Origin of the sequence: Neptunicella marina (assembly GCF_014270035.1) — a bacterium.
In the GTDB taxonomy this organism is placed as follows: domain Bacteria; phylum Pseudomonadota; class Gammaproteobacteria; order Enterobacterales; family Alteromonadaceae; genus Neptunicella; species Neptunicella marina.
Genome location: NZ_JACNEP010000014.1, coordinates 39,815 through 60,429, shown reverse-complemented (window position 1 = coordinate 60,429; position 20,615 = coordinate 39,815). Strand labels below are relative to the sequence as shown.

Annotated in this window: 23 protein-coding genes; 13 read left to right on the top strand and 10 right to left on the bottom strand. The window is 43.8% G+C overall.

Annotation, left to right across the window (positions count from 1 at the left end; all coding sequences use genetic code 11):
• Positions 1-36: 36 nt before the first annotated feature.
• From H8B19_RS15065 to nadK, 3 genes are all read right to left on the bottom strand, one after another.
• Positions 37-390: an outer membrane protein assembly factor BamE gene (locus H8B19_RS15065; protein WP_186507715.1), complete on the bottom strand. Its 354-nt coding sequence runs from the start codon at positions 388-390 to the stop codon at positions 37-39.
• Between the two features lie 104 nt (positions 391-494).
• Positions 495-2,168 carry a DNA repair protein RecN gene (gene recN, locus H8B19_RS15060; RefSeq protein WP_186507714.1) on the bottom strand — a complete coding sequence of 558 codons (1,674 nt, stop codon included), beginning with the start codon at positions 2,166-2,168 and terminating at the stop codon, positions 495-497.
• 93 nt (positions 2,169-2,261) lie between these two features.
• Positions 2,262-3,140 carry an NAD(+) kinase gene (gene nadK / locus H8B19_RS15055; protein ID WP_186507713.1) on the bottom strand — a complete coding sequence of 293 codons (879 nt, stop codon included), beginning with the start codon at positions 3,138-3,140 and terminating at the stop codon, positions 2,262-2,264.
• 267 nt (positions 3,141-3,407) lie between these two features.
• Here nadK and grpE point away from each other — a divergent pair, with 267 nt between their 5' ends.
• From grpE to dnaJ, 3 genes are all read left to right on the top strand, one after another.
• Positions 3,408-4,022 carry a nucleotide exchange factor GrpE gene (grpE, locus tag H8B19_RS15050; RefSeq protein ID WP_186507737.1) on the top strand — a complete coding sequence of 205 codons (615 nt, stop codon included), beginning with the start codon at positions 3,408-3,410 and terminating at the stop codon, positions 4,020-4,022.
• 106 nt (positions 4,023-4,128) lie between these two features.
• Positions 4,129-6,066 carry a molecular chaperone DnaK gene (dnaK, locus tag H8B19_RS15045; protein ID WP_186507712.1) on the top strand — a complete coding sequence of 646 codons (1,938 nt, stop codon included), beginning with the start codon at positions 4,129-4,131 and terminating at the stop codon, positions 6,064-6,066.
• Between the two features lie 84 nt (positions 6,067-6,150).
• Entirely contained in the window at positions 6,151-7,281 is a 1,131-nt protein-coding gene (gene dnaJ, locus H8B19_RS15040) for a molecular chaperone DnaJ (RefSeq protein WP_186507711.1), read from the top strand.
• Positions 7,282-7,351: 70 nt separating this feature from the next.
• On the opposite strand, the gene rimO is transcribed toward dnaJ, so the two are convergent.
• A complete protein-coding gene (rimO, locus tag H8B19_RS15035; protein ID WP_186507710.1) occupies positions 7,352-8,782 on the bottom strand; it encodes a 30S ribosomal protein S12 methylthiotransferase RimO in 1,431 nt (476 codons plus the stop codon).
• A 376-nt stretch (positions 8,783-9,158) separates the two neighbouring features.
• Between rimO and H8B19_RS15030 the strand changes: the two genes are divergently transcribed.
• The 10 genes from H8B19_RS15030 (at position 9,159) to H8B19_RS14985 (ending at position 16,548) form a co-directional block, all read left to right on the top strand.
• The gene (locus H8B19_RS15030) at positions 9,159-9,731 is read left to right on the top strand and encodes a TetR/AcrR family transcriptional regulator (protein ID WP_186507709.1); all 573 of its coding nucleotides are present in this window, start codon (positions 9,159-9,161) and stop codon (positions 9,729-9,731) included.
• 35 nt (positions 9,732-9,766) lie between these two features.
• Positions 9,767-10,615, top strand: coding sequence for an AraC family transcriptional regulator (locus H8B19_RS15025; RefSeq protein ID WP_186507708.1), 849 nt, complete (start codon positions 9,767-9,769; stop codon positions 10,613-10,615).
• A gap of 162 nt (positions 10,616-10,777) precedes the next feature.
• Entirely contained in the window at positions 10,778-11,329 is a 552-nt protein-coding gene (locus tag H8B19_RS15020) for an acyloxyacyl hydrolase (RefSeq protein WP_241737630.1), read from the top strand.
• A gap of 38 nt (positions 11,330-11,367) precedes the next feature.
• Positions 11,368-11,844, top strand: coding sequence for a VOC family protein (locus H8B19_RS15015; RefSeq protein WP_206683198.1), 477 nt, complete (start codon positions 11,368-11,370; stop codon positions 11,842-11,844).
• A 287-nt stretch (positions 11,845-12,131) separates the two neighbouring features.
• The gene (locus H8B19_RS15010) at positions 12,132-12,611 is read left to right on the top strand and encodes a YHS domain-containing (seleno)protein (protein WP_186507707.1); all 480 of its coding nucleotides are present in this window, start codon (positions 12,132-12,134) and stop codon (positions 12,609-12,611) included.
• A 39-nt stretch (positions 12,612-12,650) separates the two neighbouring features.
• The gene (locus H8B19_RS15005; RefSeq protein ID WP_186507706.1) at positions 12,651-12,935 is read left to right on the top strand and encodes a BufA1 family periplasmic bufferin-type metallophore; all 285 of its coding nucleotides are present in this window, start codon (positions 12,651-12,653) and stop codon (positions 12,933-12,935) included.
• Positions 12,936-12,950: 15 nt separating this feature from the next.
• Positions 12,951-13,850, top strand: a complete 900-nt coding sequence (bufB, locus tag H8B19_RS15000; RefSeq protein ID WP_186507705.1) for an MNIO family bufferin maturase — start codon at positions 12,951-12,953, stop codon at positions 13,848-13,850.
• Positions 13,847-14,641: an HvfC/BufC N-terminal domain-containing protein gene (locus tag H8B19_RS14995; protein ID WP_186507704.1), complete on the top strand. Its 795-nt coding sequence runs from the start codon at positions 13,847-13,849 to the stop codon at positions 14,639-14,641. Before bufB ends, H8B19_RS14995 begins: the two co-directional genes overlap by 4 nt.
• A gap of 395 nt (positions 14,642-15,036) precedes the next feature.
• Entirely contained in the window at positions 15,037-15,501 is a 465-nt protein-coding gene (locus H8B19_RS14990) for a DoxX family protein (RefSeq protein ID WP_186507703.1), read from the top strand.
• A gap of 24 nt (positions 15,502-15,525) precedes the next feature.
• On the top strand, positions 15,526-16,548 hold the full coding sequence (locus H8B19_RS14985; protein ID WP_186507702.1) for a hypothetical protein: 1,023 nt from the start codon (positions 15,526-15,528) through the stop codon (positions 16,546-16,548).
• A 31-nt stretch (positions 16,549-16,579) separates the two neighbouring features.
• On the opposite strand, the gene H8B19_RS14980 is transcribed toward H8B19_RS14985, so the two are convergent.
• The 6 genes from H8B19_RS14980 to H8B19_RS14955 form a co-directional block, all read right to left on the bottom strand.
• Positions 16,580-17,074: a nuclear transport factor 2 family protein gene (locus H8B19_RS14980; protein ID WP_186507701.1), complete on the bottom strand. Its 495-nt coding sequence runs from the start codon at positions 17,072-17,074 to the stop codon at positions 16,580-16,582.
• Positions 17,075-17,255: 181 nt separating this feature from the next.
• The gene (locus H8B19_RS14975) at positions 17,256-18,521 is read right to left on the bottom strand and encodes a hypothetical protein (protein ID WP_186507700.1); all 1,266 of its coding nucleotides are present in this window, start codon (positions 18,519-18,521) and stop codon (positions 17,256-17,258) included.
• A gap of 119 nt (positions 18,522-18,640) precedes the next feature.
• On the bottom strand, positions 18,641-19,096 hold the full coding sequence (locus tag H8B19_RS14970; protein ID WP_186507699.1) for a GNAT family N-acetyltransferase: 456 nt from the start codon (positions 19,094-19,096) through the stop codon (positions 18,641-18,643).
• Between the two features lie 63 nt (positions 19,097-19,159).
• Positions 19,160-19,567, bottom strand: a complete 408-nt coding sequence (locus H8B19_RS14965) for a hypothetical protein (protein WP_186507698.1) — start codon at positions 19,565-19,567, stop codon at positions 19,160-19,162.
• 202 nt (positions 19,568-19,769) lie between these two features.
• The gene (locus tag H8B19_RS14960) at positions 19,770-19,958 is read right to left on the bottom strand and encodes a hypothetical protein (protein ID WP_186507697.1); all 189 of its coding nucleotides are present in this window, start codon (positions 19,956-19,958) and stop codon (positions 19,770-19,772) included.
• A gap of 123 nt (positions 19,959-20,081) precedes the next feature.
• Positions 20,082-20,591, bottom strand: coding sequence for a hypothetical protein (locus H8B19_RS14955; protein ID WP_186507696.1), 510 nt, complete (start codon positions 20,589-20,591; stop codon positions 20,082-20,084).
• Positions 20,592-20,615 lie beyond the last annotated feature (24 nt).

Here is a 20,615-nt window from a genome sequence, read left to right as displayed (position 1 = left end):
CCTCAGAATGAGGCCTTTTTTAATCAATCAGATTTCTTATTGTTCAAGCGGTGTATTGAAGTCTTCGGATAAATCCATGTCGCCGCTAACTTTGGCAACCTTGTCATCAACAAATTCTATCACTAAGTCCTTACGGAACTTTTCGCCTGTCATGCCACGTTTCATGGAATACACGTAATACCATTTATCGTGGTTAAAGGAATCTTTGACTACCGGACGACCCAGAACATATATAACCTGTTCTTTGGTCATGTCGATACGTAATTTTTCAACGTCCTTTTGTTCCAGGTAGTTGCCCTGTGGGATATCAATACGATAAATAAAACCGGAACAAGCCTGCAAGCTAACCACAGTTAGCGCAGCAATCAGTAATTTTTGGTACTTCTTCATTCTTATAGCGTCTCCTGCGAGCCAGCATCCTAACTCAGAAGGCACGCAAAGCTCAATCACTATCCATTATTTTAAAGTGAATTTATTGAGTGCAGAAGTTGCAATTAGTTCAGCTTTAATAATTCCTTGGCATTAGCAATGGCACTTTCGGTTAATGTATCACCAGCCAGTAAACGTGCCAGTTCGTTTATACGTTCCTCTTCATCCAGTTCAATCATGCTGGTTTCAGTGGTTTGTTTATCACTGAATTTTGCCACAAACATCTGATTATTGGCGCGAGCTGCAACCTGCGGTAAATGAGTAACACAAATAACCTGTGAGCTTTCACCCAACTGACGTAATAAACTGCCCACCACTGAGGCGGTAGGGCCGCTGATACCGGTATCCACTTCATCAAAAATCATGCTGGGGACCGACTGGCTGGCTGAACTTAACACCTGAATCGCCAGACCTATACGTGATAACTCACCACCAGAGGCAACTTTATCCAGTGAGTCCATTGGCAGACCCGGGTTGGTCGAAACGGTAAAATCGACTTCGTCCAGGCCATTAGCCTGCGCTTCGGCATGTTCATCGAACAATACACTGATTTCAAAACGTGCCTGCGACATATTCATTTTATGAATTTGGCTTTCTACCTGTTTACTCAGCCTGGCGGCATGTTTACGACGAGCCTCACTTAACATCCGTGCAGATTGCACATATTGCTGCCGTGCCTGCTGCAACTCTGCCTCAATATTGTCGAGCAGATCATCATCCTGTTGCAGGTTTTTAAATTCTTCAGCTAGTGTCTGGTGGTAATCGTACAATTGCTCGGGGGCAACATGGTGTTTACGGGCTAAATCCATACAGGTATTAAAGCGTTGTTCCACTTGTTGCATACGGAAAGGGTCAATCTCTAAATCATCCAGATAACTGCGCAATTCCACTGCCGCCTCGTTAATTTGAATCGAAGCGTCCTGCAGCATTGTAACGATTGGAGTTAACGCAGGATCACTGTCCTGCAGGTCGCTTAATTTATCGATACTGTTTTGTACCAGCGACAAAGCATTAACTTCTTCATCCGCATAAAGCTGATAAAAGCTAAGCTGACTTTGTTCCAGTAATACCTGCGCGTTATTCACCCGTTTGTATTCACTTTCAAGCTCGCCAAACTCGTTAGGTTGTAATGCAAAATCATCCAGTTCTGAGACCTGATATTCCAGCAGCTGACGCCGGGCCTGACGCTGTGACTGACTGGCCTGTAACTCATTAAATCGTTTTTTAAGGCTACCCAGTGCAGTAAAGTGGGTTTTAACCTGTTCCTGCTGTTTGGAAAGCCCGCCGTACTGATCCAGCAATACTCGCTGGTTATCGGCTTTTAATAACTGATGATGGGCGTGCTGACCATGAATACTGATCAGATGCTGACCTAACGCTTTTAATAATTGTAACGGAGCAGGAGCGCCATTAATAAAAGCGCGTGAACGACCTTCTGCTGAAATCACCCGGCGAATAATACATTCATCCGGTTCATCAGATTGCAGTTCGTGGTGTTCTAACCATTTTTGCGCTCCGGGTAAATCTGCCACCGAAAATTCTGCGGTCACTTCCGCTTTGTCTGCGCCGGGGCGTACCATGCTGGCTTCAGCTCTGTCACCTAAACATAAACCCAGAGCATCAATTGCAATGGATTTACCGGCACCGGTTTCACCGGTAATGGCGGTCATCCCCTGTTTAAATTCAATATCCAGAGATTTTACGATAGCAAATTGACGAACAGACAAATGGATCAGCATGGTTTATTAACCTGTTTATCTATACAGTAACTGTAAATATACACATGCTTTAAATGAAAGCCAAAATAATTTTTAGTGAAACGCTAAAAATTTTTAAAACAGCTTACTGCCCCAGCCAAGTTTATTGCGCAATACTTTGAAATAACTGTGATTGATAGGGTGGATTAATGACAAAGTATTGGGACTTTTGCTGATGTAAATGCGATCACCTGCTTCCACGGCGAGGCTGGTCTGGCCGTCACAACTTACCTGTAAACCTTCTTTATTATGTTCAACCACCAGCAAACAAATAGTGCTACTGGCATCAATCACTATCGGTCTGGCACTTAATGTATGCGGGAACATGGGCACCATGGAAAGTGCATCTAAATTCGGGGTTAAGATAGGGCCACCACCAGAAAGGGAATAGGCTGTAGAGCCGGTTGGTGTGGCGATAATTAAACCGTCGGAACGCTGACTGTAAACAAAGTTATCGTCGATATAGACTTCAAACTCGATCATACGTGCCACTTTGCCCGGGTGAAGTACTGCTTCGTTCACCGCACTGGCTTCGCCTACACACTGGCCATTACGTTTAACTTTGGCTTCTATTAAAAAGCGTTGCTCAGTTTTGTAATTTCCCTGAAAAATCTGCTCCAGTTGTGGTTCGACGTCTTCGGGGTCAATGTCGGTTAAAAAACCTAAGTTGCCACGGTTAACACCTACCACAGACACATTGTATTTTGACAATTCACGTGCCGCACCCAGCATACTGCCGTCGCCGCCTACCACTATGGCCAAATCGGCCTGTTCACCAATGCCAGCCAAATCGGCTACGTCACAGCTGTTGTCTGTCAATTGTTTAGCGGTATTTTTCTCAAGCAATACCCGGCAACCACGATGCTGCAAAAAGGTTAAAACCGATTTTAAGCATTGATTTGCATCTGGCGCGTCAGGTTTGCCAATCAGGCCTATGGTGTTGAAGCTTGTCATATTGCGTATTGATCATTTGGATAATGGCATCCTATGTATCATGACTGTTGTCGAAAATCATGATTTTTCAATTATTTGATAGCAAAAAATCCGATGAGAAAGATATGGATTTTGTGTGCAAATGAGAGGGTACATATGCACAAATCATAAAAGCTTAAAAAAAACGTAATTTTTTTAGGTGTTTTACTTGAAAGGTGATGCTTGATCCCCATTTTACCAAGCAATCCAATATTTGAGTATTTTGATATTGTTAACTGGAGATTTGGCATGACCAAAGAGCAACAACCGCAAGAGCCGGTAGAAGAGGCGGCTGAACAGGTGGAACAACCTGAAGCGGACGCCGTTGAAGCCGTTGAAGGGGACATTCAAAGCCCTGAGCAACAACGCATCGAAGAGCTTGAAAAAGCGCTGGCAGCAGCGGAAAACAAGCTTGAAGAGCAAAAAGATTCAGTACTACGGGCCATTGCAAATGCAGAAAACACCAGCCGTCGTGCGGAAGGTGAAATTGATAAAGCACGTAAGTTTGCTTTAGAGCGTTTTGCCAACGAGTTATTGCCAGTGGCAGATAACCTGGAGCGCGCAATGCAGGCCGGTGATACCAGCAACGAAGCCGTAAAACCGTTACTGGATGGCGTAGAACTAACCTTTAAGTCTTTTATCTCCACCATTGAAAAATTTGGTGTGAAGTTAATTGACCCAACCGGTGAAAGCTTTAACCCTGAACTGCATCAGGCAATGAGCATGCAGGAAAGTGCAGAACACCCAGCCAATACCGTGCTGGCAGTGATGCAAAAAGGATATGAATTAAATGGCCGTTTATTGCGTCCAGCCATGGTAGTGGTATCGCGCGCGGCAACCGACGGGGTTGATACAGAAGCTTAAGACTTCTGGTATTCGCAAAAAAGATGACAACTAGCAGTTGAAAACAAACGCGAATAACCCCACTAAATCAACAAGTATTTTTAAAGTTTAATTTGGAGAGTAACTGATGGGTAAAATCATTGGTATTGACTTAGGTACTACTAACTCATGTGTAGCAGTACTGGATGGCGGTAAAGCCAAAGTTATCGAAAACGCAGAAGGGGATCGTACCACTCCTTCCATTATCGCTTACACTCAGGACGGTGAGACCTTAGTGGGTCAACCGGCTAAACGTCAGGCGGTAACTAACCCTAACAACACTTTGTTTGCGATCAAACGTTTAATCGGTCGTCGCTTCGAAGATAAAGAAGTTCAGCGTGACATCGACATCATGCCATTCACTATCGCTAAAGCGGATAATGGTGATGCATGGGTAGAAGCCAAAGGCGAGAAAATGGCGCCACCACAGGTTTCTGCTGAAGTGCTGAAAAAAATGAAGAAAACTGCAGAAGATTACTTAGGTGAAAAAGTCACTGAAGCCGTAATCACTGTACCTGCTTACTTCAACGATGCTCAGCGTCAGGCAACTAAAGATGCCGGTCGTATCGCGGGTTTAGAAGTTAAACGTATTATCAACGAGCCAACTGCTGCAGCATTAGCCTACGGTATGGACAAAAAGTCGGGTGACCGCGTGGTTGCGGTATACGACTTAGGTGGTGGTACCTTCGATATCTCTATCATCGAAATCGATGAAGTAGAAGGCGAGCACACTTTTGAAGTATTAGCGACCAACGGTGACACTCACTTAGGTGGTGAAGACTTCGATAACCGTTTAATCACCTATTTGGTTGATGAGTTCAAAAAAGACTCAGGTATGGACCTGCGTAAAGATCCTCTGGCGATGCAGCGCTTAAAAGAAGCGGGCGAAAAAGCCAAGATTGAATTGTCTTCTGCGCAGCAAACCGAAGTAAACCTGCCGTATATTACAGCAGATGCCTCTGGTCCTAAGCACTTAACCATCAAAGTCACCCGTGCCAAGTTAGAGTCTCTGGTTGAAGATATGGTTAAGCAATCACTTGAGCCGGTTAAACAGGCGCTGGCAGATGCAGACCTGTCGGTATCTGATGTACAGGATATCATTCTGGTGGGCGGTCAGACCCGTATGCCACTGGTACAAAAATACGTGACTGAGTTCTTTGGTAAAGAGCCACGTAAAGACGTTAACCCGGATGAAGCGGTAGCAGTAGGTGCTGCAATTCAGGGCGGTGTATTAGCCGGTGACGTAAAAGACGTACTGTTGTTAGACGTTACACCTCTGTCTTTGGGTATTGAAACCATGGGCGGCGTAATGACTAACCTGATTGAGAAAAACACGACTATCCCAACTAAGAAGTCGCAGACCTTCTCAACCGCAGAAGATAACCAGTCAGCGGTAACCGTTCACGTATTACAGGGTGAGCGTAAACAGGCTTCTGGTAACAAATCTCTGGGTCAGTTTAACTTAGAAGGTATTCGTCCGGCGATGCGCGGTCAGCCTCAAATCGAAGTCACCTTCGATATCGATGCCGACGGTATCCTGCACGTATCTGCTAAAGATAAAGACACAGGTAAAGAGCAGAAGATCACCATTCAGGCGTCTTCAGGTCTGGACGAAAACGAAATCGAAAAAATGGTTCGTGATGCAGAAATGAATGCAGAAGCGGATAAGAAATTCGAGGAGTTAGTTCAGGTACGTAACCAGGCAGACGGCATCATCCACGGTACCCGTAAGCAGGTTGAAGAAGCCGGTGATGCATTACCCGCTGATGAGAAAGAAAAAATCGAAGCAGCAGTAAAAGAGCTGGAAGACGTTTACAAAGGCGACGACAAAGCCGCCATTGAAGCGAAAATCCAGGCTGTTATCGAGGCTTCCAGCAAGCTGATGGAAATTGCCCAGCAACAAGCTGCAGCTCAACAGGCTGCAGGCGGTGAAGGCGCTGAGCAGCAGGCATCATCATCTAACAATGCTGACGATGATGTTGTAGACGCTGAGTTTGAAGAAGTAAAAGACGACGACAAGAAATAATTTCTGTCACAAGTCATAAGTGGATAGAAATGGGGAGTCGTCTTCGCGCTCCCCATTTATCTATATTGGAGACACAGAATTAGTATGTCGAAACGTGATTATTACGAAGTTCTTGGCGTAGCCAAAGATGCCTCTGAGCGTGATATTAAAAAGGCTTACAAACGGTTAGCCATGAAATATCACCCGGATCGCACCAAAGGCGATAAAGAGCTGGAAGAAAAATTTAAAGAAGTTCAGGAAGCTTATGAAATCCTGACGGATGATCAAAAGCGTGCAGCTTATGATCAGTATGGTCATGCCGGCGTCGATCCAAACCGCGGCGGTGGTGGCGGTGGCGCTGATTTTGGTGACATTTTCGGTGACGTATTTGGTGACATTTTCGGTGGAGGACGCCGTGGTGGTGGCCAGCGTGTACGTCGTGGTGCCGATTTGCGTTACAACCTTGAATTAAGCTTAGAAGAAGCTGTACGCGGTAAAGACGTTGAAATCCGTGTGCCTACCTTGCAAAGCTGTGACGAATGCGACGGTTCAGGCGCCAAAAAAGGGTCTAAACCAACCACCTGTCCTACCTGTCATGGTCAGGGTCAGGTACAGATGCGTCAGGGCTTTTTTGCGGTACAGCAAACCTGTCCAACCTGTTCCGGTCGTGGCAATATTATCAGTGATCCTTGCCGTAAATGTCATGGACAGGGCCGCGTAGAAAAAACCAAAACCTTGTCGGTTAAAATCCCGGCGGGTGTGGATACCGGCGACCGGATCCGCTTATCCGGTGAAGGTGAAGCGGGTGAGCAGGGTGCACCAGCGGGAGATTTATATGTTCAGGTACATATTCGTGAACATGATATTTTCCAGCGTGACGGTAACAACCTGTATTGCGAAGTGCCTCTGAGCTTTACCCGTGCAGCATTAGGCGGCGAAATTGAAGTACCTACCCTGGATGGCAAAGTAAAACTGAAGATTAATCCTGAAACTCAAACCGGACGTATGTTCCGTTTACGTGGTAAAGGGGTTAAATCGGTACGCAGCGGCGCAACAGGTGACTTAATGTGTAAAGTGGTGGTGGAAACCCCGGTTAACTTAAGTGCCAAGCAGAAAGAGTTGCTGGAAGAGCTGGATAAATCCATGGGGACCGGTAAAGACACAGCCAAACATCGTCCAAAAGAAACCAGTTTCTTTGATGGTGTGAAAAAATTCTTTGATGATTTAACCAATTAATCATCTGAAGTGCTGAATAAAAAGCCCGCAATTGCGGGCTTTTTTAATGCTGATTGATCATCAAACCGGGTTATTCGGCGTCGATGCTGTCTTCATCATCTTCAACCACACGACCCCATAAATCGTATTCATCGGCGTGCATCATTTCCACCCACACCAGATCACCAGGCTGCACATTAAACTCATCGGTTAAATACACTTTGCCGTCAATTTCCGGTGCATCGGTATAACAACGGCCAACCGCACCCTCAGGAGTGACCTCGTCGATAATCACCTGATATTCCAGACCAATACGTGCCTGTAATTTAGCCGCGCTAATGGCCTGCTGTTTCAACATAAAACGCTCAAGGCGTTGTTGCTTGATTTCTTCTGGCACCGGATCGGGTAAATCGTTAGCTTTAGCGCCTTCCACATCGGAATACATAAAACAACCAACGCGGTCGAGCTGGGCTTCATCCAAAAAGTCGAGCAGCATCTGGAAGTCTTCCTCGGTTTCACCCGGGAAGCCGACAATAAAGGTAGAGCGGATCACTAATTCGGGGCAGATTTCTTTCCAGGCCTTAATTCGATCCATGGTGCGTTCTGCCGCAGCAGGACGTTTCATCAGTTTTAATATACGCGGGCTGGCGTGCTGGAACGGAATATCCAGATAAGGCAGTACTTTGCCTTCGTTCATCAGTGGAATAACTTTATCCACCGATGGATAGGGGTAAACGTAATGCAGCCGCACCCACATGCCCATTTCACCGAGTTTTTTACATAAACCCAGCATATCGGTTTTAACCGGCATGCCATTCCAGAAGCCGGTCTGATGTTTTACATCCACACCGTAGGCACTGGTATCCTGGGAAATGATCAGTAATTCTTTTACGCCCGCATTTTTTAAGCGCTGCGCTTCATCCAGAATTTCACCAATAGGACGGCTGACCAAATCACCACGCATTGATGGAATAATGCAGAAGGTACAACGGTGGTTACAGCCTTCAGATATTTTTAAATAGGCATAATGACGCGGGGTTAATTTTACGCCGATATCCGGCACCAAATCCTGATACGGATTGTGCACCGGCTGCGGTAAATGATCGTGTACCTGCTCAACCACAGTTTCATAGGCGTGCGGGCCGGTAATTGCAAGTACGTTTGGATGTACTTCACGAATTTCGTCTTCTTTAACCCCTAAACAGCCGGTAACAATCACTTTGCCGTTTTCAGCCAGTGCTTCACCAATGGTATCCAGCGATTCCTGCACCGCAGTATCGATAAAACCACAGGTGTTAACGATCACCAGATCAGCATCATCATAACTGGGCACCACATCGTAACCCTCAGTACGTAACTGGGTAAGGATGCGTTCAGAATCCACCAGGTTTTTAGGGCAGCCTAGTGAGACAAAACCAATGCGATTGCCATTCGACGGAGTCGTCGATTTATTGGCTTCAATGGTTTTTACCGGGGTTTCCAGCGTGGTGGTTTGTTTGGGATTAAAGGTTTCTACAGACATTTTTTAACTACATGATATTTGATAGGCAAATTATATCACTAAAGCGTAATCGGGCTAAATGTTGATGAAAGAATATTATGCAAATGGCTTTCTAGTGTTATGCGAATGGTTAAGTTTACTTGCTTTAAATGAAACAGATCGGTTTATGTCATTGTAAGAATATCGTAAGGGGCTTGGTTTATTTGATTTTTAAATACCATTTTTAAAGGGATTTGGATTGTAGTGTAAAAAATGCGCAAAAATATCTTGCGGGATTTAATATCTGTTATTAGTATACAGATCTGTGTACTTTTGGTTTTATTTGTTAATTAATTTTGTTTCAACACTATTAATTACAAATGAACCGTGAACAGCAGATACCTGTAAGGGGATAAAAATGGATAAGCGGGAGCAGTTGGTTAGCGTGGCGCAGCAGTTGTTTTACAAACAAGGCATCACCGCAACGGGGATCGACAAGATACTGGCGCAGTCCGGCGTATCTAAACGCACTCTGTATAACCATTTTAAAAGTAAAGATGAATTGATTGTGGCGGCGCTACAGCGTCGTGATAAAGAATTTATGACTATGTTGAAAACGGCTGTGCCGAGGTTGCTTAAACAAAAATACGATGGTGCAACTCATGCTGGCCTGTGGGCTTATTTTGACGCAATAGATGAATGGATAAATTCAGATAAGTTTTGTGGTTGCATGTTTATTAATGCCTCTGCGGAGTTTCCGCGTAAATCCGATCCGATCCACGCTATCTGTGCCAGTCATAAAATGCTGGTGATTCAGTTTATCGAGCAATTGTTAGTGCCGTTTCAACTGGCCGACAGCCATAAAGTGGCGGTGCAAATGGCAATATTAACTGATGGTGCGATTGTTAACGCCCATACTGCCAATCAAATGGATGCAGCCAAACTGGCAAAAATGTCAGCCCAGCAGTTACTGCATATTTATCAGCAATAAAGTGCGATTGTCGCCGTTTAATCTGGAAATTCAGAATGCAAAATGTTCAGGATAATTTAAGTGAAATTTTAAATCGCATCAGTTTCAGTACTGAAGTGTTTTACAGTGGTAACTTGTGTGGTGTGCAAACTTTGGGGGGCAATGGCGCCGGACATTTACATTTACTCGAATCCGGTACGCTTACTATTTTGACCGATGACGGCCATAAAGTGATTATGAATAAACCGTCGGTGATCTTTATTCCCGGTGATGCAGTGCACCGTATTATTTCCAGTGAATCACAGAATGCTAAGCTGGTGTGTTCAACAGTAAAGTTTGACGCGGCCAATAAAGACTCGCTGGTGAACTCATTACCACAGTTTGTCTATTTCAATATTGAATCACGCGGACAAGCGGGCAGTACGGTACAGTGGTTATTTGAAGAGGCTTTTAACGAACGCTTAGGTCGTCAGGCCATGCTGGATAAATTAAGCGATATCTTTTTGCTGCAACTGCTGCGCCATGTGATGGAGCAGGGGGTGATACTGCAAGGCGTATTGTCAGCTATGGTGCATCCGCAGTTATCTAAGGTGTTAAATGCCATTCACGACAAACCGCAATATGCCTGGACACTGGAAGAAATGGCCGATGTTGCTGCCATGTCACGTTCCAAGTTTGCGGCGGTATTTAAAAGCACGGTTGGACAAACACCCAACGATTATGTAACCGGTTTGCGTCTGGCTATGGCGCAAAAGCTGTTGCGCAATGATAAACCGGTGAATATTGTTGCTACCGAAGTCGGTTACGAACATGGTTCGGCGTTAGCGCGTATTTTTCGTAAAAAGCTCGGACTTTCTCCCAAAGAGTGGCTGCAAACTATTCGTCCGGTTAAACGCGCCTCATAATATTGTATCGGCAACCGGTTGTGTATTTCTGGACGACCGGTTTTCAAATGTAGACCTTTGGCGACTTTTTGTACTGCCAAACTCCATAAAATTCTCCTCCTGATTTGTTCCCATTGCCGGCGGTGACGCTGGCTTTTTTACTTATTTGGTGAGGATGATTGTATGAAACGTTCGCGCACCCTAAGCCATATGCTTTTGGTGATGATTACTTTGATAAATGTGCTGTTGGTGTGGCAGGCGAAGGCGGCAGGTCATGCTGTTGCAATTGATTATATTCATGGAGAAGGCGGTGTTGATGGCATCAAATTGGCCTATCAACGTCACAGTGATGTATTGCAGCGTTTTTCGCCGTTGCTCGATTTGTATTTTGAGAGCAGTGTTAATTTTTGGCAGTACGGTGATAACAATCAGCATGATACTAATTTTGTTTTAGCCATCTCGCCGGTCATTCAATACGAAGTGTCTCGCTGGAATCATAATCCTGTGTTGGTGGAGTTTGGTATTGGTGTTTCTCTATTAGATGACACCCAATTTGCGGGTAAAAATGTCAGTACCCATTACCAGTTTGAAGACAGGCTCGGCATTGTGTACCGATTTGGTCAGGCACAACAATATCGTGTTGCGCTGCGTTATTTACATTACTCCAACGCGGGCTTTAAGCGTCCAAATCCGGGGCTGGATTTTGTTAGTTTATCTTTTAGTCGTCATTTCTAAACCGTTTGTATTAGCTATTGAAACAACAGGAAATTCATATGAAAAACTATCTGACACTGATTTTAAGTTCACTATTAATCTTAAGTGCAAATGTATTGCATGCCGATGAAAATTCCATGCAGGCAACTGAAGGCTTTGACCATATTGGACTAACTGTGTCACAACTTGAACAAAGCACAGCCTTTTTTGTAAACGGACTGGGGTGGCGTTTATTAGGCCGTAATAGCGATTACCCAGCTGCTTTTGTGAGTGATGGTCATATGATGATTGCATTATGGCAGGCCAAAACAGACAAGCCCGTTGCCTTTGACCGTAAAAATAATGTGGGCCTACATCATTTGGCCATCCGGGTAAGCAGTTTTGAACAGCTGGACAATTTGTATCAGCGTATTAAAACCATGCCGGGTGTGGTCATTGAGTTTGCGCCTGAGCCTGCCTATGGTGGACCGGCAAAACATATGATGGTACGCGAACCCAGTGGAAACCGTCTTGAGTTTAAACATTCACCCAACTGAGTGGGTAACAATTTAGTTGTCAAAGCAGCCGAATGTGGCTGCTTTTTTATTTTTGTCTCTCGCTGATCGCCTTATTTAATCACGCCTTCGAAGTTTTTTAAGTTTTTTCTGCATATTAGGACATTCGGTTTCAAAGTGGGGACGATTGGGTGCCTGCGCTATTAGGTAAACCATTACATTAAGCACCGTAGAGTTTTCCTCATCTCTACAGATTGTGATTGGTGTGACTTCTGTTGCCCTGCAATGTGGGGCAACAGCTTTTTAAACAAATAATTTAAGGATTACTTATGAAACTTTCTAACTTAGTTAAATCATTAGGGCTGGCATCTGCGCTGGTATTTAGTTCACTTTCATTTGCTGCTGATATTGGTATCAATGCTAATGCAAACGATGTGGCAATTCACGGTTATGACCCGGTTAGCTATTTCACTATGCAAAAGCCAACCATGGGTAAGAGCATGTATTCAGCAACCTATAAAGGGGCGATTTATCAGTTCAGCAGTGAAGAAAACCGTGATCGCTTCCGTGCTAATCCAGCGGCTTATGCTCCTCAGTTTGGTGGTTTTTGTGCAATGGGTGTTGCGTTAAATAAGAAATTTGATGTGGATCCAACTGCCTGGTACATCAAAGGTGACAAGTTGTATTTAAACCTGAACAAAGCTGTACAGCAAAAATGGATGGAAGATGTACCTGGTAACTTAAAAACGGCATACCGCAACTGGAATGGTATTGAAGCTGTATCTGCAGACGAGCTGGCAGACGAGTAATCGTTTGCCCCCCTTATTGATTTATTTTGGAGTGAAATCATGAATAAGAATCTGATTGCAAGTGCAGCACTGGCTGCGGTTATTTCTACCTTTGTGGCTCCCGTTGCACATGCTGGTGGTAAAGAAAAATGTTATGGCGTGGCTGAAGCCGGTCAAAACGACTGCGCTAATTTGGCCGGTACCCACTCTTGTGCTGGTCAGTCGACCTTGGATAAAGATCCGGGTGAATGGAAATTAGTGGCTAAAGGAACCTGCGAAGAACTGGGTGGCATGTCTAAGGCGGAAGCCAAGAAACGCTACAAAGAACAGCAGAAAAAAGCGTAAGTGAGGTGGATGGCAATGCAAGCGTTCGAAAAATACCATGCAAATAATTCATTTGCGCCGTTGGTAGGGGTTGGCTTAAGGCATCCTCATTTTTCCGATGCGCTTGCATCGGTCGCCCCGGTGGATTTTGTCGAAGTCCATTCTGAAAATTATTTTGCTGAAGGTGGTGCGACCTTAGCTGTATTGCGTGAAATCGCACAAAAATATCCGGTAAGTTTGCATTCAACCGCATTAGGGTTGGGGTCTGCCGGCACCATTCCTGCGCACTATATGCAAAAACTTAAATCACTGGTTAATCAAATTAAACCGGTTCTGGTATCTGATCATGCCTGTTTTAGCTGGGGTAGCTGGCAACAGCAGTCTGTGCATGCAGGCGATCTTCTGCCGATTAGTTTTACCGAAGAGTCATTAAAAACCCTGGCTAATAATGTCGATCAGGTGCAACAGTTCCTGGGGCGACAGTTATTAATTGAAAACTTATCTGCTTACATTCAGTTTGACTACAACAGTATGAGTGAAACCGAGTTTCTGGTGCGATTAACCGAGCTTAGTGGCTGTGGCTTATTACTGGATTTAAATAATATTCTGGTCAATGCGCATAATCAGTTAGCTAATGACCCCATGCATTACGCCACTCAATGGATCAATCAGATCCCCAGTCATGTGGTTGGGGAAATTCACCTTGCCGGTTTTAGTACGGTTACCTTTGGTGAGCTGGCAATTGATGATCACAGCCAGCCTGTGTCATCCAATGGCTGGCAGCTCTATTTTTGTGCTTTAAAACGCTTTGGCGCGGTTCCTACGCTGATTGAGTGGGATAACCAGCTTCCTGATTGGGATGTATTAATCGATGAAGTTAAAAAAGCACGTATTGTCGCCGATCGCGTTATGCCACAACGGATAGCTGCACTATGAATATTGCAGTGACTCAAATTATGCCTCCTGCGCTAATGCGTGAGCAACAACAGCTTATAAAGCTGATTTTTTCTGAACAGAATTTAACCTCAGGCAGTAAGTTTGACGCCAGAGGTATCGCAATTTACCGCAATAATCTGCTGGAGACTGCTGTCAGAGCACTGGGGATTAGTTTTCCAACAGTTCAGAAGCTGGTCGGTGAAGATGTGTTTCGTTTTGCTGCTTTGCAATTGCTCAAAGTGGCGCCACCAGATAAAGGTGACTGGGCAATGTGGGGAGAACAACTTCCTGCTGTACTTGAATCGATTGAGGCGTTAGACGGTTTTGTTTATGTCCCGGATAGTGCCCGTCTTGACTGGGCGATACATCAGGTTAGCCGGGCTCGCGATTGCCAGTTTAAGATGACCAGTATTCGTTTATTACAGGATGTCGAGCTGGACAAACTGTTTATATCGCAATCTGACTGTACTCAGATACTGACCAGTGATTATCCGGTTTATCAGGCGTGGAAAGCCAATCACGCCAGTGAGCCTGAAGGTTATATCGACGAGTTTAAACAACGCATTGCCAGTGAACAGTTTCAGCAATATCTGGCTGTGTACCGGGTGGGTTATAAACCTGACGTACTGGAATTGTCGGCTGATGACTATCAGTTTTTCCGCCTGTTAAAGCGTGGTTACAGTATTGGCACCGCACTTGAACTATTGGATAAGCCGGATTTTGCTTTCGATAGCTGGTTAACACAGGCGATTAAACACAACTTAATCTACGCCTTTACCAAAATTAATTAAATGATTTAACGAGTTATCTCCATCTCCTCTCCACGGAGCTTTTGCCCGGCATGTGTTCTTGGTTACCTTGCCGGGCCTTTTTTGTGGAACAGGATAATCAGGATTGGACGTATGGTTTCGTTATTCAGCCGTTTGGTTGCCTGCCATGTTTTACTGCTTGTTATGCTTAAGTTCTGTTTCGATGTATGTAAACAGTGTTTTCCCTTTGAGAGTGTATTGCCCGGTATTCTGCATTGTTAATACCGGGCTTTTTTATTTAAACGGTAGTTAATAAATGCATTTCAAAATTACGGACGATTGGGTTCATCGCCCGGACGAACAGGCGCCTTGTCTCTGTAACTCACTGCTAAATTAGGCACTCCATTTATTTAACCTAATCGTAATAGGAGAGTGTTATGAGTATTGCGCTTAATGCATTTGCTGCGGCAAATGTATTTTCAAAGTATCTGAATTATTTGCAGCCAGTCGCGATTTTACTGGCGCGTTTGTATGTGGCCTGGGTATTTTTTGCATCGGGCTTAACCAAACTGGATGACTGGGAATCAACATTATTATTGTTTGAATACGAATACATGGTGCCAGTATTAAATTTTGTGTTAGCCGCTTATTTAGCAACCGCAGGTGAAATATTGTTACCTGTTTTACTTTCCTTTGGTTTAGCCAGCCGTATCAGTGCCATTGGTTTAAGTATTGTGAATGTGGTAGCGGTAATTAGCCTGGAAGACATTGCCCCCGCAGCTTTATATGGGCATGTTATTTGGGGATTATTACTGGCGTTAGTGGTTATATGGGGCGCAGGTAAATTGTCGCTGGATAACCTGATAAAACACAAATGGCATAAGCAGCCTGTATCTGAGTAATTTTGTAAGTTGAGTCATTTGTCTATGCAAAACAAATCAGCGGAATCATCACATGTCACTCTTAATGGTGAGCAGCCTTTAGAAGGCGCGCCGTTAATTCAGTTAAAAAGTGGTAATAGCTGTATTCCGCAACATTTTCTGCATTATCAGCACACAATTAGCACCATTCAGCAGGTGGTGCTGGATTGTGAATTTGATAAACGCTTTCCGGTCTTTGCCGGCAGTGATGACGGTGGATTGTATATTCAGGTGGGCATTATTGGTTACGACAATTACCGGGAGCTCGCAAAACAGCCGCAGCGTAAAATTGTTTATGGACGAAAATGGCGTATCGAATCAAATTTCCCCACGTCGGAATTGATTCAAACCGTTTATCTGGCTCTAAAAAAAGCGCGTGAACATGAAGTCAGAGAATTACTGCGTTTACGCTGTTTTAGTGGTACGTCTGCGCCTTTTAGTTGCCACCATGACCTGCCGCTGATGGCGCGTCACGCATCCGGCATGACGAGTCAAAGCCAGGCGTTACCGCTTGATAGTTTTATTGGCGAGCTACAAAAACTGTTGCCTTTGCTGGAATTTGACCACGCAGGTTTTGTACTAAAGCATCTGGAATGCCGTGACAGTGGGCAATTAATTATTGATTTATCAATTAATCCCACGGATAAATCTCAGTTAATTGATATATCGGGTTATCAAATAACCCTGATATTGCGCCAGCTAACGCTGAATCAGTTTTTACATCAGTTAATGGATGAATTACTGCGTTTAAGTGATGAGACGGTGAGCGAAACCTTTACCTATCGCGGATTTAAACGCTTTAGCCAACAGGTAGATGTGTTTGCCATCGCCGAGCTGTCGGTGGATACCCGCAATACGGCGCATATCGATACGCCTGAATTTTTACAACGTTTAACCTCGGCCAATTATGAGGTGGACAGGGGGCGTATACCGGTTGTACAACATCCGGTTATCGCACAAAAAGTACAACAGGTGCTAAGCGAATTTGGTCCGTTAGATGGTGTTTTGCCTGAGCTAAAACACCAGTAACATTACCCATCGTTTATATTGGCCGGACAGGTTAAAACATGGTGTTGTTGTTTTTAGCTGTATCGGGAACAGCCTGAACGACATTCCAGTGCTCAGCAAACTTGCCATTTTGCATGCGGAAAATATTCACTACCGCATTGCCTTTGTCTTCGGGTGAACGTTGCACATGCTGATGCAACCAGACCAGATCTCCCTGACTGGCAGAACGTTTTATGGATGTCGTGATCTGACTGTTTCGTTTAAAGCGTTTGGCAAATAACGCCAGCACCGCATCGCGCCCGTCAGCTACATGGGGGGAATGTTGAATATAGTCTTCGGCAAAACACTCATTGCGTAATATATCGATTTTTTTATCAGCGGATAAATCAGGCCGATTTTCCATAATCTCCATGCAATAAATCGCTTTTTTTAAATTGGCATTTTGTTGATCACTCAGCTGTTCACCTTGCGCGGTAACTGAAAAGCTAAGAAGTGTGAATATGCCTGTTGCCAGAGTGGTTATTACTTGTTTTTGTTTGATCGACATGATCTTTCCTTGCTGTTTAGATGTTACAGATATAACAAACTGACAGCAGGTGAAAAGCCTGATTTTGTAACATTGTTTGCGGTTAAGATAAGAGCCGAATTAACGGCTCTCTCGTTTATATCTGGCTTTAATTGAAGTTGGTTGCAGGACTTACAGCCGTTACTTTAAAAAATCAAAGTTATCACTGAAAGAAATCATAAGCGTTAAATTCTGTACTGCTGGCAAACTGCTGCAATTGGGTAAAATAGTCAGCAGGGAGATGCGCTTTTAAACTGCTTAAAAAGGTATCTGCACCGGCCTTGTCACCATGAGCAACTTTTTTATTAAAATCACGCCAAATCATAAACATATCCATATTTGTCTGTTCAGTCAGTTGCTGGTTGATAGTGTTTATCAATACCAGGCCACAGGAATAATGCAGGCGGAAGTTGTTGGCAGAGGCCGCAAGGTAATTGTGATTGTCTTTTAATCCGGCTAAGCAGTCTTGTCTGGCTTGTATTAGTTTTTTATTAAAATAGTCTGCCCTGGCGGCTTGCCCGGCAAAAAACTCGGCAGCACCTTCATGGATCCAGGCTTGTTGAGGATTTTCAATATATTGTGCATCACGCTGAAATATATGCCCCAGTTCGTGAGCAAAAAACCAGTAAGTCGCATCGGTATTTAAGTTTTCAATTGCCGGTTTGCCATACCAATGCATAAAAACCTGACCGGGCAGGGTACCGCCCTGATGGCCATAACCGCCGTTGCTACTATCGTGATAGGACGCATACAGAGATGGGCGAAAATCCAGTTCTCCCAGCTTTTGGCTATAAAAATCCATTAAGCCGGGTAACTGGTTTTTTATATCGTCACTTAACTGCTGGGGTAATTGCTGGTCGATGATACTGACAAAATGCTTATCGGCAATGGGTAACGCATCGCCCACATACACTTTCTGACCGCTATCTTGATCTATCCAGCTTGCTTGCTGAGCATAAACCTGTCCATTAACGATAATATGCTGATTGTTAGGTGCGCTGACGCTGATTGACCAGCTGTTATTATCTGCTTCACATTTATCAATACAAACAAAAAAGCGACCGGAGTGGAATAACATGCCACCATCGGAAAAAGGAGAGAAGGGCGCGTAATCTTTGGGTAAAGGAATGTAGGTGGCAGTCAGGTTAAATTGCACCTGATTGAACGTTTTGCCATCTTTGCGCTGGATGCTTTCTACTTCATCCTGATATGCAATTTCAAAATCCTGTGACACCGGCAACCATCGTGTGCGTCTTGCATTGTTAGGACTGCGATTAAATGATAGCTGAGTGACTGGCTCATCAGTACGGTACGCTACCGTCCAGGTTCCATTATTGTGTTTTTCAATATGGGTATTTACCTGATTGGCAAAGGCGGTGCCCGATAACCCCAAAGTAGTCATTAATAAAAACAGTGCAGACTTGTACATAGTGACATTAACTATTTGTTTAGATAGGTAATTATTGCGTTTTTAGGCTAATTGCTTCAACCCGTATCGGCAGTCAAAATGTAAGCAGGTATAACTAGCTTTAAGTGCTTTTATCATGCTTACAAGGCCAGTTTGAATCCTTCATGTGTCGCTTTAAACCCCAGCTTTTCATAGAATCTAATTGCATCTGTGCGCTGCTTATCGCTGGTAAGCTGAACCATATTACAACCTTTATTTTTAGCTAACTGAATAGCGTGTTGTAACATTTTTTCACCAACACCCTGACCACGAAAGTGACTGTGAATTCTGACGCCCTCTATAAGGCAACGCCAACTACCAATGTGAGTAAGATAAGGAATAAAGGTAATTTGTAACATACCCACTAAACAATCGTTAAGCTCAACGACAATCAATTGGTTGTTCGGGTCATGATTAATCGCGTCAAATGCGTTGATATATGCATCATTTAGTGGAGCTGCAGGGTCCTCCCTTTGGTTACCGAGAGGATCGTTTGACAATAGGGCGACTAGCTCTTGCAAATCTTCAACTGTGGCCGAACGGTACACTAATTCCATAGATTTCCTTTTTACTTCTGAGTCCGATTCAATCGTTTATGGCGTGACTTAACCTGTATTGACTCAAAACCTTACTTCCTGTGACAGTCGATTTGCCAAAAAGAAGGCTACGCCAGCCATAATCACCACCACGCCAGCGGCAAACGCTGCCAATTCTATACCCAAAACGTTTTTTTCAATATTACCAGACATAATGGAGCCTCCGTATGAATCGCTCAATGCATGTGCGACCAAAACACCACCCATTACTGCAATGTTCAGGATGCTCGCAACTCGTATTTCTCCTTTGCGCCAGGTCAGCCATAGTGCAAACAAACCTATCGCGCTATTAGTAGTGAGCTGCCATACCTCATGAAGCCGGGCATGAGGCAACCACGTATCGTTAAACACGTGTGAAGCATTGATTTCGAGAAATGGAATAAGCACCGCATAAACCAGGACTCCAAAGGTGATCATTATTTTTGAGGTCATTTTTACTCCTAACGATATTTTCGCGTAAATTCCTTACAAGTCACGAATCTCTGTTGTTGTTTGTCTTAGCTAATTATCTTTAATAAAAACAATATGCTGTGTGAGTTAAAATAGAGCTGGGTGTATAGGTTGGCTGGTAAAAACAGGTCGGCAAAACACCTGTCCTGCCGCATTGATTTATTACATAGTCAGTTAGGTGAACTCATTGTGAATTTTGTTTTTGATATTTTACAGCGCTATAAATAGATAAAAGAACAAATGTGACTAAAGCAATAAAAACGGGTTTATAAAAATCGAATGCATCTGTGGAATTAACAAAATATTGATAAATTGCAGTTCCTGCTCCTACACCCATAGCTAGGCTAAAATTTTTAGTTAGATATTTTTTCATACTCAAACCTCCGTGTGCTTATAACGTCCCCATAAAGGGCTGAGAATGCTTGGTTGAACTGTGTATCAAAGCGGAACCAAGCCAAACTTTAGCAGCCCCGCACTTAATTGGCTTGTTATACACCTATGGCAGCTTTTCTAACTCTTGAAAGGAAATGCCTGTGTAATGTGTTTCTATTATTTTTACCTCTCCATTAATGAGTCTAAATAGAGTCTTTCCTTTATTATGGCTCTCAAAAAATCGTCCATCGGTAGATTTTAAGTAATGGAATGCTTCATAAATAAAAGTGGCATCTTGTCCCGAACTGGAAATATTTATTGCTTCTGATACAGGTACGTCCTTAGCAAGGGATATATAGCATAACTCCATTGCAGCTTTAAAATCAGATATTGCTTCGCTATAGTCTTGCTCTTGCACTGTATTAACATTATCTACAATGCTGTAGTTAAAGAACTTAGTTTGTTCGTAATAATATTTCGTAGATTGGTCAAAATCACAATTACTAGTGGCATGAGCTAAGTCGTCGTTAATTTTGTTGATAGTAGCTTCAGTCAGCTTTTCAAGTGCACTAGCTGAATTTGATGTGAATATATTGAAGATACAAAGAATTACAAATAGTCTAGTTTTAATCACGAATCTTCCTTGGTGTATAACGCT